Genomic DNA, 14,177 nt, shown 5'->3' with positions numbered 1-14,177 from the left:
TTACAGCTGCGGCGGGCCCGTTAGGCCTTTGGTCACCCTTTCACCATTTGCGCCCTTGTGGTCCGGCTGCGGTGCGGGCAAGGTGGCTGCAAACCTTGGGGCAGGGCGGTTGAAAAGTGTTAACCATCCCCCCAGATAAAGACATCAATTGAGGAGACGGGCCAAAGCTGCCGGGATCGGGGCCGGACCGTCTTGCCAAATCAAAGGACCGAGTATGCAAGAGCCACTCAATTCCTCCTACCCAGTCCTGCCGCTGCGCGACATCGTGGTTTTTCCCCACATGATCGTGCCGCTGTTTGTGGGCCGGGAAAAATCGGTGCGCGCCCTGGAAGAGGTGATGGCGGATGACAAGCAGATCCTGCTGTCCAGCCAGATCGACCCCTCCGAGGACGATCCCGAAACCGATAGCATCTATTCTGTGGGCGTGCTGGCCAATGTGCTGCAGCTGCTGAAACTGCCCGATGGCACCGTCAAGGTGCTGGTCGAGGGGCAGGCGCGTGTAAAGATCACCGAATTCCTGGAAAACGACAATTTCTTTGAGGCCAAGGCCGAAGAACTGCCGGAAATGCCCGGCGACGTCACCACCACCGAGGCGCTGGTGCGCACTGTTGGGGACGAGTTCGAGCGCTACGCCAAGGTCCGCAAGAACATCCCCGAGGAGGCCCTGTCCGCCGTGGGTGAAACCACCGAGCCGGCCAAGCTGGCCGATCTGGTTGCGGGTCATCTGGGCATCGAGGTGGACCGCAAGCAGGAACTGCTGGAAACACTGTCCATCAGCGAGCGGCTGGAGAAGGTCTATGGCCTGATGCAGGGCGAAATGTCGGTTCTGCAGGTCGAGAAGAAGATCAAGACCCGCGTCAAATCCCAGATGGAGAAGACCCAGCGCGAATATTATCTGAATGAGCAGATGAAGGCCATTCAGAAGGAGCTGGGCGACGGCGAGGAGGGCGCTGGCGAAATCGCCGAGCTGGAAGAGAAAATCGCCGCCACCAAACTGTCGAAAGAGGCGCGCGAAAAGGCAGATGCCGAGCTGAAGAAGCTCAAGAACATGTCGCCGATGTCGGCCGAAGCCACGGTGGTGCGCAACTATCTGGACTGGATGCTGTCGATCCCGTGGGGCACCAAGTCCCGCGTCAAGAAAGACCTGAACAAGGCGCAGGAGATCCTCGATGAGGATCACTATGGCCTGGAGAAGGTCAAGGAGCGGATCGTTGAATATCTGGCGGTGCAGCAGCGTTCAGTCAAGCTGAAGGGGCCGATCCTGTGCCTCGTCGGCCCGCCGGGCGTGGGTAAAACCTCGTTGGGTAAATCGGTTGCCAAGGCGACCGGGCGCGAATTCATCCGCATTTCGCTGGGCGGCGTGCGCGACGAGTCCGAGATCCGCGGCCACCGCCGGACCTATATCGGCTCGATGCCGGGTAAGATCATCCAGGCGCTGAAGAAGGCGAAAACCACCAACCCGCTGATCCTGCTCGATGAGATCGACAAGATGGGCCAGGATTTCCGCGGCGACCCTGCGAGCGCCATGCTGGAGGTGCTGGATCCGGAACAGAACAACACCTTCATGGATCACTATCTGGAGGTCGAATACGACCTTTCGAACGTGATGTTCCTGACCACCTCGAACAGCTACAACATGCCCGGGCCGCTGCTGGACCGGATGGAGATCATTCCGCTGTCGGGCTACACCGAGGACGAAAAGCGCGAGATCGCCAAGCAGCACCTGATTTCCAAGCAGGTGAAGAACCACGGGTTGAAAGCCAAGGAGTTCGAGCTGACCGAGGACGCGGTGACGGAGATGATCCGCACCTACACCCGCGAGGCGGGCGTGCGGAACCTGGAGCGTGAGATTGCCAAAGTGGCGCGCAAATCACTGACCAAGATCATCAAGAAAGAGGCCGGCAGCGTGACTGTCACGGCGGACAATCTGGATGATTTCCTGGGCGTCAAGAAATTCCGCTACGGGTTGGCCGAGATGGAAGATCAGGTCGGTGTCGTTACCGGCCTCGCCTATACATCGGTTGGCGGTGAGCTGCTGTCGATCGAGGCGCTGCGGCTGCCGGGCAAGGGCCGGATGAAGACCACCGGCAAGCTGGGCGATGTGATGAAGGAGTCAATCGAAGCGGCGTCCAGTTATGTGCGCTCGATCAGCCCGCAGATCGGGGTCAAGCCGCCGCAGTTCGACAAGCTGGACATCCATGTGCATGTGCCCGACGGCGCGACGCCCAAGGACGGCCCAAGCGCAGGCCTGGCGATGGTCACCGCGATTGTGTCGGTGCTGACCGGCATCCCGGTGCGCAAGGACATTGCGATGACGGGCGAGGTCACGCTGCGCGGCAATGCAAGTGCCATTGGCGGGCTCAAGGAAAAGCTGCTGGCGGCCCTGCGCGGCGGCATCAAGACCGTGCTGATCCCGCAGGAAAATGAAAAGGATCTGCCGGAAATTCCGGACAATGTGAAAGAAGGGTTGAAAATCATCCCAGTGTCCCATGTGTCCGAGGTTCTGAAGCACGCGCTGGTGTCCCAGCCGGACCCCATCGAATGGGACCAGGAGGCCGAGGAAGCCGCAGCAGCCAAGGCGGCCTTGAAAGGCTCAGAGGACGGGGCAGGCGCCACAGCCCACTGATCTAGGCCTGCAGTGAATGGAAAATAGAAGGGGCGGTCCCGCAGGGCCGCCCTTTTTCAGTTTTATCTTCCGTTCCGGCCCTTCTTGCCGGGGCATGGCTCCAGGTTTCTGTGTGTCTTTCCTGACTGGCCTCAGGCGTGGGAGGAGGGCTCCCGCCCGCTGCGCGATGCGCTGATGCGCCTCAGCAGCAGTTGGGCGGGGCGCCGCACTCCAGGTGCGGCGCGCGGCCTGCCCCGACGGGGCAGGCCGCTGTGCCCAAAACCCGTATGGAGACCTGCCGCAGGCCGGGGTCCGTGCGGGTGCGGGAACGCCCCGCGGTATCGCTTGGGAAGTCGGTCAGGCCGCCTTGCTGGAACCGGCCATTCTGGTCTGTTCCGTGGCAATGGCCATTTCGGCCGGGCTGACATCTGCTGCCTCAGCCTGGATCAGGATCGACGCCATCGTTTCGTCCAGCGCTTTGAGTTTCTCGGCAACAAATCCCTTACGGTCCTTGATCCGCTGGATTTCGGTGGCGACGTTGATGATGCCGCCGCCATTGGCCACAAAGTCGGGCGCATAAAGGATGCCGCGCGCGTGCAGGGCTGCGGCGTCAGCAGCGGTCGCCAGCTGGTTGTTGGCGCCGCCTGCGACGATATCCGCCTTCAGTTGCGGGATCGTCCCGGCATTCAAGATGCCGCCGATGGCACAGGGAGCAAAGACGTCTGCGTCAACACCGTAGATTCCGTCCAGCGGCACTGCTTTGGCGCCGAATTCGGCAATTGCCTGTTCTACACGGGCCTCGTCGATGTCTGTCACAATCAGCTTGGCGCCGGCCTCGGTCAGAAACTGGCAAAGATACCAGCCGACATGGCCGAGGCCCTGCACCGCAACGGTGACGCCGCCCAGATCCCGGCTGCCGTGTTTGTGGGCACGCGTGGTGCAAATCGCGTTGAAAATACCGCGGGCGGTGATGGGTGAGGGATCGCCGCTGGCATATTCGCCATCGGCAAGACCTGCCACAAACCGGGTTTCCTCTGCCAGAACCCCCATGTCGGAAGGACTCATCCCCATGTCTTCGGCAGTGATGTAACGGCCGTCCAGGCTTTCGATGGCACGGGCAAAGGCACGCAGCAGCTCCGGCGATTTGTCCCGGGCAGGGTCGCCGATGATCACCGCCTTGCCGCCGCCCAGCGTCAGTCCCGCTGCGGCGTTCTTGTAGGTCATGCCTTCGCTGAGCCGCTGAACGTCGGTCAGTGCTTCCTCTTCGCTGGCATAGGGGCGCATCCGCAAACCGCCGGCGGCGGGACCCAGCCGGGTGGAGTGGATGGCGATGAAGCCAAGCAGCCCTGCGGAGGCCTCCTCGACGCGGTAGATCTCTTCATGGGTGGTCGATGCGACGGCAGTCACTGTCATCTGGATTGCTCCTCCAAAACTTTTCCCGATAATACTAGAGCGCGGGCGCCGGTTTTCACTAAACAGACCTGCCAGGGCCGTAGTGTTTGGTGGTATGCTCTGAAAAAGAAGCTTTTCTTAGAGGAAAACTCCATGGACTCAATTGATCGCAAGATTGTGGCTGCGCTTCAGCGCAATGGGCGGCTGAAGATTTCCGAATTGTCTGAGAAGGTCGGGCTATCGCCAACACCCTGTGCGCGCCGGGTGGCCAATCTGGAGGAAAGCGGCGTGATCAGCGGCTATTCCGCGCGGGTGGATCAGGCCAAGATGGGGCTGCCGGTCACGATCTTTGTGGCGGTGGAGCTGGAGCGCCAATCGACCGGCGCCCTGCAGGCTTTTGAAAAAGCGGTGCGCCAGTTCGATCAGGTGATGGAGTGCTACCTAATGACCGGCACGCGCGATATCCTGCTGCGGGTGGTGGCCGAGGATCTGCCGGATTTCGACCGGTTTCTGGAGGACCGTCTGATGCGGGTGCCGGGCATTCGCAACACCCGATCCAGTTTTACCTTGCGCACTATGATTCAGCGCGATGCCCTGCCGGCCTGCTAACCGGTTCACGCCGGAGGGGGCCTGTGTTAGGCTGGCTGCACAGAGCAGGACCGCACGCCTGGCTGCCAATCGCAACAGCGCGGCGCAGCTGAGAAACCGATGCAGGGCAAATAACAGGATCACGGGGCACAAATGGCAAGAGCAACCAGTAAAAGCAGTACATCCGGGCGCAAGTCCGGCGATGGCAAGCCACCTGTCCGCAAGGCAGGCACGCTGAAGGCGTCCACCGCCAGGACGGCTGCTGTGAAACCTGCGACAGACAAGCCGGAAGATGTGAACGCACCGATGCAGCGGGACGTGCCAGAGGCCAACCCGTCATCCGAAGCGTCTGCCGCACCGGAACCCGTGGTTGTAACAGCCGCTTCACCGGTTGTTGCCGCACCGGAACTGAACAAGAAGGAACTGGTGGAGCTGGCGGTCGAACGCTCTGGTGTCAAAAAGAGAGACGCAAAGCCGGTGGTGGAGGCGGTTCTGGCGCTGCTGGGCGAGGCTGTGGCCGAAGGCCGTGAACTGAACCTCAAGCCGTTCGGGAAACTGCGCATCAACCGCAGCCAGGAGCGCAGCAATGGCAAAGTGTTCGTATGCAAACTGCGCCAGCCGGCCCTCGCAAAAAGCGCGGCGGCAGAAAATTCCGGGGAAGCCGGAAATTCTTCCAATGACCCTCTTGCAGAGGCCGCGTCGGACGGGTAGAAGCCTGCCTCACGGGTGATTAGCTCAGTGGTAGAGCGCTTCGTTCACATCGAAGATGTCAGGAGTTCAAATCTCTTATCACCCACCATTCTTTTCAAAAGGCGCTCCCTGAATAGGTTGAGCGCCTTTTCTTGTTTGCGGGGTTCCGTTGCCCCCGGCTTGCCGCTACCAATTTGGCGATAGAACCGGGCAGGGGGCATGTGATGCAATTTCCGAAAATCTGGCTGCTGAGACACGGGCAGACCGAGTGGAATGCTGAGCACCGCATTCAGGGCCAGCTGGAATCGCCGCTGACACCGCTGGGCATTGAACATGCCCGTCGGCAGGCCGGTCTGATGGCGCCGGTGTTGGAGCAGAATCCGACCTGCTATGCGTCTCCGCTGGGCCGTGCCCAGCAGACGGCGGATATCGCGTTGGGAGGGGCGCCGTTTGTGACCGACCCGCGCCTGGCAGAGGCCTTTGCCGGAGTGTTTCAGGGGATGACGCTGCAGGATGTCGCGCAGCGTTACCCGCAGATCCATGGCGCCAATCCGCGGAATCTGGATCTGTTCTGCGAGGCCCCGGGCGGCGAAGGCTATGCCAGCTTTCATGGCCGCATTCTGGACTTCATGCTGTCGCTGACCGGGCCGTCTGTGGTGGTGGCGCATGGGCTTTTGGGGCAAGTGATGCGCGGTATCATCTGCGGCCTGCCCCGCGACAGCATGGCGGCGCTGCCGAACGGACAGGGGTGCGTTTATGTGCTGGAGAACGGGGTGGAAACCGTTTTGGAGTGAACCGGCGGGCAGGGTGGAAAAATCTTCGTTTTCCTCTTGCGCTGCCCGGCGGCATTGTCTAAATCCCCGCTTACCGGGTCGTTAGCTCAGTTGGTAGAGCGCTTCGTTTACACCGAAGATGTCGGGAGTTCGAGCCTCTCACGACCCACCATCCCCACCTTGCAGATTGACCGTTCTGAGATGCCGATTGGCACGTAGTCTTTGAGCTTTTTTCATCTGTTTCAAGGGATTACCGGGAGGGAGAATTTTTTTTGAGGGAAAGTCCCGAAAAAGGCAAAACACTTCTTGACGGTTCTAAGAGGTGGGAATATTACAGCCCAACATTCAGCAGCGATGCTGAACGTGCAGCGGGCGGTTGTAGCTCAGTTGGTTAGAGTACCGGCCTGTCACGCCGGGGGTCGCGGGTTCGAGCCCCGTCAACCGCGCCACTGCTGCACCTCATCCTGGGGCAAAACAGGATCCGCCCCGGAGGGGAATTGGATTGGAAACAATCCGCCGAAAGGCGAAAATGCGGTTGTAGCTCAGTTGGTTAGAGTACCGGCCTGTCACGCCGGGGGTCGCGGGTTCGAGCCCCGTCAACCGCGCCACTGCTGCGCCTCATCCTGGGGCAAAACAGGATCCGCCCCGGAGGGGAATACTGGATGGAAACAACCGCCGAAAGGCAAATGCGCGGTTGTAGCTCAGCTGGTTAGAGTACCGGCCTGTCACGCCGGGGGTCGCGGGTTCGAGCCCCGTCAACCGCGCCACTTTCTCCCTACTTTTAGGTATGAGCGCAGCTGCAGTATGGTTATTCGGCTGTTTCCGGAGTGTCCTGGCTGAAAGTGTTGAGCCAGCCTGGCGCGCTCTTTTCCCAAAGCGAAGAGATCAGCATGACCTGCCAGCACGAGCTGCCTGAGGGACGGTACCGCGCCCGGTAGGACAGCAGTACAGCTTTTTCTGTTATGATGCGCAGCTGCGCATCACTCAGCCGGAATTGCGCCATTACCGGCCCGTCCTTCAGTTGATCGCAATGGCCTGCCTTGCCCGAAAAGCCGCTGGGATAGACACCTAGGAAGTCCTCCGACAGCATCCGGCCATCTGCCTCGGGGTCGCCGGAAACAAGTGCCTCCCAGACCTTGGATTCCAGGGTAAGGATTTCGGCCAGCTGCGGGCCTTTGGTCGTATTCTTTTCCGTCATGGCGCCACATTGGCGAACAGGCGCATCAGGTGCAAGCAGTCGGGGCCGGGGGGGTCAAAGGGCTGGAGGGTTCGGGTCCGCGCCGGTGTCGTGGCGCCAGCCAGTGAGTTCGAAATCGACCCATTTCTTGAGGCGTTCCAGGTCTGCCTTGGGGATGGTTTCCAGATACCGCAGCATCACGCGGGTGCCGTGCTGATAGCCGGCGCGGTAGCTTTCTTCCGGGTCGGTCTGGTTGCCTTCGAAACCGGGCGGGCGGTTGAATCTGCTTTGTGCCATCTGCTGTCTCCATCGTAGTCCGCTGTCGCGGCAGAAATCACATACAGTATCGGATGGTTCGGATAACCAACTCTTAATCCGGGAGGGGGACCGGGATAAACGTTGGAAAAAATGCGCTGCAAGATCCTGGAGAATCCCGTGTGCGGCGGGTTTACAGGCGATGCCACCTGTTCTGCGGGCAGCGGGCGGAGCCGGAACGCTCCCGCGCCAAAGGCGCCAGGCCCAACGGGAAGAAGGCCTCGCAAGAGGCTTGATGACGGGCGGGAGTGCGCTGCTGCTGGCTAATGCATCCGGTGGCCTTGGGCGGTACCGGGCGGAGCGGGGAGAAGCGGTGCCATCACTGCCGTAAGTCTTGCGCACGTCTTGAGGAGAGAGTTCATGCCTGCTTCCCGTTGACCGGCTTGCTTCTCGGTGACCGGATTGGAGTATCCGGGCGGGGCTTCGAAGTGCGCCGCCCGAAACTGGGGTTACTTGCGCGACAGGGCGTCCAGGACACGGGCCCAGGACCGGATGCCCTTGTGGAAGCTCTTCAGGTCATACTTCTCATTCGGCGAGTGGATGGCGTCGTCGTCATTGGCAAAGCCGATCAGCATCGCGTCCATGCCCAGGATCGACTTGAAGAAGCCGGCAATCGGGATCGAGCCGCCCATGCCGCAGAACACCGCTTCGCGCTCCCATTCATCCGACAGGGCGCCGCGGGCGGCCTCGAACTCAGGGCGCGACGTGTTCATTACCGCGGCAGGGGAGCCTTCGAGATCGTTGTTCCAGGCTACCGAGGCATCAATGGGCAGGCGGTCCTCGACGTGCTTGCGGATCTTGGCACGCAGCGCATCCGGGTCCATGTCGCCGACCAGGCGGCAGGTGATCTTGCAGTGCGCCTCGGACGGGATCACGGTTTTGGAGCCGGCCCCGTTGTAGCCGCCCCAAAGCCCGTTCACCTCCAGTGTCGGGCGGGCCCATTGCTGTTCCAGGGTGGAATAGGCTTTTTCGCCGTGCGGCTGCGAGTAGCCGACCGAACTCAGGTATTCGGATTCGTCAAAACCGCAGGTCTGCCATTGGCGCAGCTGGTCCTCGGGCACCTCATGCACGCCGTCATAGAAACCCTCGACGGCCACGCGCCCGGTGTCACTGTCATAAAAGGAGGCAACAATTTCCGAGAGCGTGCGCAGCGGGTTCAGGCCGGGGCCGCCGTAGTGGCCCGAATGCAAGTCGATGCGCGGGCCGGTGATGGTGAATTCGTCCTTTAGCATGCCGCGCAGCTGCGAGGAGATCGACGGCACCCCGCGCGACACCATCGACGTGTCGCAGATCAGCGCGAGGTCGGCCTTCAGCTCCCCGGCATTGGCTTCCATGAAGGGGATCAGCGAGGGGGAGCCGCTTTCCTCTTCACCCTCAAAGAAAAAGGTGATGCGGCAGGGCAGGGAGCCGTTCACGGCCTTCCAGGCACGGCAGGCCTCGACAAAGGTCATCAGCTGGCCCTTGTCGTCCGAGGATCCGCGGCCGCGGATCACGGTGCCGTTCGGGGTTTCCTCCAGTTGCGGCTCAAACGGCGGCGTGTTCCACAGGGCAAGCGGGTCGACCGGTTGCACATCATAGTGGCCGTAGAACAGCACATGCGGGGCGTCTGTGTTCTCTTCGCCCACATGGCCCACCACCATCGGATGGCCCGGCGTTTCGCGCTTCTCCGCCTTGATACCGATGGCGTTGAGGTCAGCCACCAGCCAGTCGGCGGCTTTGTCACAGTCGGCCTTAAAGGCGGGATCAGTGGAAATCGACTGGATCCGCAGCAGGTCCATCAGCCGTTCGGTGGCGGCATCCAGCTCTGTGTCGATCCGGTCCAGAACATCATTCAGTGCCATCTTTCATTCTCCTGCGTGTCCGGTTGCGGGCAATTTGCCGCGGACCCTAGCAGCGGTCCTGAACAGGGGCCAGTGGGGGAAGGGCGGGGTTTCGCTTGTTTTTCCAGGGCGGCAGGTTTCCGATCCTGCGCATAGTGACGCGTGAACACGCGGCATATACGACGCAAACGGCCACAGGTTGGCCGCAGCTGTCCTTGCCCAGCCCCTGTTTAAGTTTTATTTGACCTGCATCAATGTTGCGCACCTAGGCCCGCGCGTATGCAGTTGATCAAAGGGGGTGCCTGCGGTAATCATTCCGGACCGTGAATGTGGCCGCATCGCCGACAGGCCGTGCCCCTTACACAGCCCGCGTGCCCCTGGGGCCGCATGAAGCCATGGAGATGCCGGTGGACTATACCGCGAAACTGGATGCAGCGATTGCCAGCCTTCACGACGAGGGCCGCTACCGGACCTTTATCGACATCGAGCGCAAAAAGGGCCATTTCCCGCATGCGGTCTGGACCCGTCCGGACGGCGGCGAACAGGACATCACCGTCTGGTGCGGCAATGACTATCTGGGCATGGGCCAGCATCCGGTTGTGCTGGAGGCGATGCATGATGCCATCGATTCGACCGGTGCAGGCTCCGGCGGCACCCGCAACATCTCGGGCACTACGGTATATCACAAGCAGCTGGAGACCGAACTGGCTGATCTGCATGGCAAGGAAGCCTCGCTGCTGTTCACCTCGGCTTACATCGCCAATGACGCCACGCTAAGCACGCTGCCCAAGCTGTTTCCGGGGCTGATTATCTATTCGGATGCGCTGAACCATGCCTCGATGATCGAGGGCGTGCGCCGCAATGGCGGTGCCAAGCGCATCTTCCGCCACAACGATGTGGCCCACCTGCGTGAGCTGCTGGCAGCCGACGATCCCGCAGCACCCAAGCTGATTGCCTTCGAATCGGTCTATTCGATGGACGGCGACTTCGGCCCGATCGCGGAAATCTGCGACCTGGCGGATGAATTCGGCGCGCTGACCTATATCGACGAAGTTCACGCAGTTGGCATGTACGGCCCCCGCGGCGGCGGCGTGACTGAGCGTGACCGCCTGTCGCATCGTATCGACATCATCAACGGCACGCTGGCCAAGGCCTATGGCGTCATGGGCGGCTATATTGCAGCCTCGGCCAAGATGTGCGACGCGATCCGTTCTTACGCGCCGGGCTTCATCTTCACCACCTCGCTGGCCCCCTCTGTGGCAGCAGGGGCGGCGGCTTCGGTTGCCTATCTGAAGGGCGCGCAGGATCTGCGCGACAAGCATCAGGACCAGGCCAAGGTGCTGAAATTGCGGCTTAAGGGTCTTGGCCTGCCGATCATTGATCATGGCAGCCACATCGTGCCGGTGATTGTCGGCAACCCGGTCCACACAAAAGTGCTGTCCGACCATCTGCTGGAGGACTATGGCATCTACGTGCAGCCGATCAACTATCCGACTGTGCCGCGCGGCACCGAGCGTTTGCGCTTTACCCCGTCGCCGGTGCACGGCCCCAAGGAAATCGACGCGCTGGTCCAGGCGATGGACGCATTGTGGTCGCATTGTGCGCTGAATCGTGCCGAACTTGCCGGGTAACATACTGATCAGTGTAAATTTACCTTCAGTGTGTTACGCTGTTGCTAATCAATGAGCGGATCTGAGTCGCAATTGTGATTCTTTCACCGCCCTGAACAGATTGCGGCAGGCAAAAATGGGACAGCAGGCATGATCGGGCGCTTCACCCAGCGCAAGCAAGAAGAGCATGGCGGAACGGCAGAGCCGAAAGGTTTTGACGATTTCGAATTGAAGCTCGGCGACATTATGCGCGGTGAGCGAGCAACGATGGGTAAGTCGTTGCTTGATGTGCAGCGTGAGCTGCGGATCAAGGCGTCCTACATCGCCGCAATCGAGAATTCCGACCCTTCCGCCTTTGACACGCCCGGCTTCATTGCCGGGTATGTGCGTTCTTATGCTCGCTATCTGAACATGGATGCAGAAGAAGCTTTTCAGGATTTCTGCACCGAAAGCGGATTTACTGTTGCCCATGGCATGTCTGCCGAGGCTTCCAGCCGGACCAAAGACGGCGCCGGCCCGGCAGTCACATCCACCGGGCTGGGCGGCGATGCTTTTGCCTCGCCCAACACACCGTTTATTCCCGCCCCCAGCAGTTTCCTCAGCCAGATCGAACCGCGGGCTGTCGGCTCGCTGATGGTGCTGGCAGCGCTGATCGGCGGCATCGGCTATGGCGGCTGGGCTGTCTTGAAAGAGGTGCAGCAGGTGCAGTTCGCACCAGTGGATCAAACTCCTGCGGTGCTGGCTGACCTTGATCCGCTGAACAGCGCGGTTCTGAATGCAGCCGGGGACGCGCAGGATCCGGCAGCTGAGGCGCTGGACCGGCTTTACCGCCCGCAGGCTCTGGATGTGCCTGTGCTGGTGGCGCGCGATGCACCGATTTCGACCCTGGATCCGTCCGCTCTGGGCAATTTTGCTGCGCCCGAAGTGCCCTCGCTGGCCTTGGCCGAAGCCAGCCTGCCCTATGAAGGCGGGGGGCCGCTGCAATTGGTGCCGCAGGTTGTGGCTGAGGTTGAACCCGGTGTTGAAATGGTTGCGGTGCGCCCGTCCTGGGTGCAGGTCACCGCGGCAGATGGCAGCGTGATCCTGGAAACCATCATGGACGCAGGCCAGCGGTTTGAGGTGCCTTTGACCGAAGACGCCCCGCGTTTGCGCACCGGCGAAAGCAGCGCAATTTATTTCGCGGTGAACGGCGAACATTTCGGCCCGGTCGGCGAACGCGGCCAGGTATCCAAGAATATCGACCTGTCGATGGATGCGATCACCAACCGGTTTGCACTGGCTGATCTGGCCGATGGCAGCAATGAAGCATTGGCAACACTGGTCGCCGAGCTGCAGGCGGACCAGCCGGCCGAGTAACTGTTACCGCGATTGTGCCCGGCGAATCCCGCCGCAACAGGCGGGCTGCCATTGCAGCGCCGCCTCTCAGCACGTATCTAGCTGCTAACAGGATCCAGCCGGGACGCATTCCTCATGTCGATCAACCACATCCGCCCCTGGCGCCATATCGAGCGCCGCAAAAGCCGCCAGATCCATGTCGGCAATGTGCCCGTCGGCGGCGACGCCCCGATTGCGGTGCAAACGATGACCAACACGCTGACCACCGATGTGGCCGGCACCGTGGCCCAGATCCAGGCCGCGGCTGAGGCAGGCGCGGATCTGGTCCGGGTCTCGGTCCCGGATGAGGCGTCCTCCAAGGCGCTGAAGGAGATTGTGCGCGAAAGCCCGGTTCCGATCGTGGCCGATATCCATTTCCACTACAAACGCGGCATTGAGGCCGCCGAGGCGGGTGCCGCCTGCCTGCGCATCAACCCGGGTAACATCGGCGACGAAAAACGCGTGGCCGAAGTGATCAAAGCCGCAAAAGATCACAATTGCTCAATCCGCATCGGGGTGAATGCCGGGTCGCTGGAAAAGCACCTCCTGGATAAATACGGCGAGCCCTGCCCGGAAGCGATGGTAGAGTCCGGCCTCGACCATATCCGCATCCTGCAAGACCATGATTTCCACGAATTCAAAATCTCGGTGAAAGCATCGGATGTTTTCATGTCCGCCGCCGCATACCAGCAGCTGGCAGAGGCGACCGACGCGCCGATCCACCTCGGCATAACCGAGGCGGGCGGCTTTGTTACCGGCACCATCAAGTCGGCAATCGGCCTGGGTCAATTGCTGTGGATGGGCATCGGCGACACCCTGCGCGTCAGCCTTTCTGCCGATCCGGTGGAGGAGGTGAAAGTCGGCTTTGAGATCCTCAAATCCCTCGGCCTGCGCCACCGCGGCGTCAATATCATCTCCTGCCCCAGTTGCGCGCGCCAAGGGTTCAACGTGATCAAGACGGTGGAAACGCTGGAAGAACGGCTTGCCCATATCCACACTCCGATGAGCCTCAGCATCATCGGCTGCGTGGTGAACGGGCCGGGTGAGGCGCTGATGACCGACGTCGGCTTCACTGGCGGCGGCGCGGGTGCGGGCATGGTTTATCTGGCGGGCAAGGCCAGCCACAAGATGTCCAACGAACAGATGGTCGACCACATCGTTGAAGAGGTCGTGAAAAAGGCCTCGGAAATTGAAGCGGAAATGGCCGCTCAAGCTGCGGAATAACCCCGCAGGCCTGCTTCAGCCTGCCCGCTTTTTCATCTTTGCAAAAATACTCCAGGGTCCAGGGCAGTGTCCTGGATCCCGGGTTTTTTTTGCCTTAGGCGCATTGTAAATTTGAACATCCCCAAGCCAGTTCATCCCTCACTCATTGGCAGTTCACCCCGGATCTGGGTGGTTTAGCTGCCACCGCCCAGCCGGTGGGTAACCCCGGTGATTGAGGTGCTCCTCGATATTCGGACGCTGACGTGAGCTAGGATTTGCTGTCTGCTGATCTTCGAGGGAGAGGAGATATGGACGTGTCGCGGTTTGATGCCGCTCCTTTGATAGCATTTATTGCACCAAAGGAGACGAGCTATGGGAACGAAACGGACGGACGAATTTCGCACTGATGCGGTGCGGATCGCGTTGACCAGCGGACTGACACGCAAACAGGTGGCGTCTGACTTGGGCGTTGGCGTATCGACGCTGAACAAATGGATCTCGACGCATCCACTGCCCGGCAGTGCATGTTGACATGCACGAGAGGGGCGATAGGGAAGCGGTGCCGGACAAAGATCTGGACCTTGCGCCCAGCAATGCGCGACAGTGACCGGCGCGCCGCCGTTCCGAGAC

Annotated in this window: 11 protein-coding genes, 5 tRNA genes and 1 pseudogene; 13 read left to right on the top strand and 4 right to left on the bottom strand. The window is 61.0% G+C overall.

What is annotated here, in order from left to right; translation table 11 throughout:
- Positions 1-214 precede the first annotated feature (214 nt).
- Complete coding sequence (lon, locus tag L1069_RS03735; RefSeq protein ID WP_237454833.1) at positions 215-2,626, top strand: endopeptidase La; 2,412 nt, start codon at positions 215-217, stop codon at positions 2,624-2,626.
- 336 nt (positions 2,627-2,962) lie between these two features.
- On the opposite strand, the gene L1069_RS03730 is transcribed toward lon, so the two are convergent.
- Positions 2,963-4,018, bottom strand: a complete 1,056-nt coding sequence (locus tag L1069_RS03730; RefSeq protein WP_237454832.1) for a Glu/Leu/Phe/Val dehydrogenase dimerization domain-containing protein — start codon at positions 4,016-4,018, stop codon at positions 2,963-2,965.
- 132 nt (positions 4,019-4,150) lie between these two features.
- Here L1069_RS03730 and L1069_RS03725 point away from each other — a divergent pair, with 132 nt between their 5' ends.
- The 8 genes from L1069_RS03725 (at position 4,151) to L1069_RS03690 (ending at position 6,815) form a co-directional block, all read left to right on the top strand.
- A complete protein-coding gene (locus L1069_RS03725; RefSeq protein WP_129371302.1) occupies positions 4,151-4,606 on the top strand; it encodes an Lrp/AsnC family transcriptional regulator in 456 nt (151 codons plus the stop codon).
- A 132-nt stretch (positions 4,607-4,738) separates the two neighbouring features.
- On the top strand, positions 4,739-5,296 hold the full coding sequence (locus L1069_RS03720) for an HU family DNA-binding protein (protein ID WP_237454831.1): 558 nt from the start codon (positions 4,739-4,741) through the stop codon (positions 5,294-5,296).
- Between the two features lie 13 nt (positions 5,297-5,309).
- Positions 5,310-5,384 (top strand) — tRNA-Val (locus tag L1069_RS03715).
- 115 nt (positions 5,385-5,499) lie between these two features.
- On the top strand, positions 5,500-6,069 hold the full coding sequence (locus L1069_RS03710; RefSeq protein ID WP_237454830.1) for a histidine phosphatase family protein: 570 nt from the start codon (positions 5,500-5,502) through the stop codon (positions 6,067-6,069).
- Positions 6,070-6,144: 75 nt separating this feature from the next.
- Positions 6,145-6,220, top strand: a tRNA-Val gene (locus L1069_RS03705).
- Between the two features lie 200 nt (positions 6,221-6,420).
- Positions 6,421-6,497: transfer RNA gene (locus L1069_RS03700), tRNA-Asp, on the top strand.
- Between the two features lie 82 nt (positions 6,498-6,579).
- Positions 6,580-6,656: transfer RNA gene (locus L1069_RS03695), tRNA-Asp, on the top strand.
- A gap of 82 nt (positions 6,657-6,738) precedes the next feature.
- A tRNA-Asp gene (locus L1069_RS03690) sits at positions 6,739-6,815 on the top strand.
- Between the two features lie 41 nt (positions 6,816-6,856).
- Here L1069_RS03690 and L1069_RS03685 read toward each other — a convergent pair.
- The 3 genes from L1069_RS03685 to L1069_RS03675 form a co-directional block, all read right to left on the bottom strand.
- Positions 6,857-7,246: a nuclear transport factor 2 family protein gene (locus tag L1069_RS03685; RefSeq protein ID WP_237454829.1), complete on the bottom strand. Its 390-nt coding sequence runs from the start codon at positions 7,244-7,246 to the stop codon at positions 6,857-6,859.
- A 54-nt stretch (positions 7,247-7,300) separates the two neighbouring features.
- Entirely contained in the window at positions 7,301-7,522 is a 222-nt protein-coding gene (locus tag L1069_RS03680) for a hypothetical protein (protein ID WP_129371299.1), read from the bottom strand.
- A gap of 467 nt (positions 7,523-7,989) precedes the next feature.
- Positions 7,990-9,381 (bottom strand): M20/M25/M40 family metallo-hydrolase, encoded by a 1,392-nt coding sequence (locus tag L1069_RS03675; RefSeq protein WP_237454828.1) that lies wholly within the window; start codon positions 9,379-9,381, stop codon positions 7,990-7,992.
- Positions 9,382-9,755: 374 nt separating this feature from the next.
- On the opposite strand from L1069_RS03675, the gene hemA reads away from it, so the two are divergent.
- From hemA to L1069_RS03655, 4 genes and pseudogenes are all read left to right on the top strand, one after another.
- Entirely contained in the window at positions 9,756-10,991 is a 1,236-nt protein-coding gene (hemA, locus tag L1069_RS03670; protein WP_237454908.1) for a 5-aminolevulinate synthase, read from the top strand.
- 129 nt (positions 10,992-11,120) lie between these two features.
- The gene (locus tag L1069_RS03665; RefSeq protein WP_237454827.1) at positions 11,121-12,326 is read left to right on the top strand and encodes a helix-turn-helix domain-containing protein; all 1,206 of its coding nucleotides are present in this window, start codon (positions 11,121-11,123) and stop codon (positions 12,324-12,326) included.
- Positions 12,327-12,440: 114 nt separating this feature from the next.
- Positions 12,441-13,568, top strand: coding sequence for a flavodoxin-dependent (E)-4-hydroxy-3-methylbut-2-enyl-diphosphate synthase (gene ispG / locus L1069_RS03660; RefSeq protein ID WP_237454826.1), 1,128 nt, complete (start codon positions 12,441-12,443; stop codon positions 13,566-13,568).
- A 351-nt stretch (positions 13,569-13,919) separates the two neighbouring features.
- Positions 13,920-14,054 (top strand): annotated as a pseudogene (locus tag L1069_RS03655) (transposase); the annotation flags it as partial.
- Between the last annotated feature and the right edge of the window lie 123 nt (positions 14,055-14,177).

The sequence above is a fragment of the Leisingera sp. MMG026 genome, from assembly GCF_021654205.1.
Taxonomy (GTDB): domain Bacteria; phylum Pseudomonadota; class Alphaproteobacteria; order Rhodobacterales; family Rhodobacteraceae; genus Leisingera.
The sequence above is the reverse complement of the archived record's forward strand: the minus strand, read 5'-3'. Positions and strand labels throughout refer to the sequence as shown.

Bases quoted from the DNA above. Each gene is read 5' to 3' on its own strand.
- lon (WP_237454833.1), top strand. From the start codon at position 215: ATGCAAGAGCCACTCAATTCCTCCTACCCAGTCCTGCCGCTGCGCGAC.
- L1069_RS03730 (WP_237454832.1), bottom strand. From the start codon at position 4,018: ATGACAGTGACTGCCGTCGCATCGACCACCCATGAAGAGATCTACCGC.
- L1069_RS03725 (WP_129371302.1), top strand. From the start codon at position 4,151: ATGGACTCAATTGATCGCAAGATTGTGGCTGCGCTTCAGCGCAATGGG.
- L1069_RS03720 (WP_237454831.1), top strand. From the start codon at position 4,739: ATGGCAAGAGCAACCAGTAAAAGCAGTACATCCGGGCGCAAGTCCGGC.
- L1069_RS03710 (WP_237454830.1), top strand. From the start codon at position 5,500: ATGCAATTTCCGAAAATCTGGCTGCTGAGACACGGGCAGACCGAGTGG.
- L1069_RS03685 (WP_237454829.1), bottom strand. From the start codon at position 7,246: ATGACGGAAAAGAATACGACCAAAGGCCCGCAGCTGGCCGAAATCCTT.
- L1069_RS03680 (WP_129371299.1), bottom strand. From the start codon at position 7,522: ATGGCACAAAGCAGATTCAACCGCCCGCCCGGTTTCGAAGGCAACCAG.
- L1069_RS03675 (WP_237454828.1), bottom strand. From the start codon at position 9,381: ATGGCACTGAATGATGTTCTGGACCGGATCGACACAGAGCTGGATGCC.
- hemA (WP_237454908.1), top strand. From the start codon at position 9,756: ATGGAGATGCCGGTGGACTATACCGCGAAACTGGATGCAGCGATTGCC.
- L1069_RS03665 (WP_237454827.1), top strand. From the start codon at position 11,121: ATGATCGGGCGCTTCACCCAGCGCAAGCAAGAAGAGCATGGCGGAACG.
- ispG (WP_237454826.1), top strand. From the start codon at position 12,441: ATGTCGATCAACCACATCCGCCCCTGGCGCCATATCGAGCGCCGCAAA.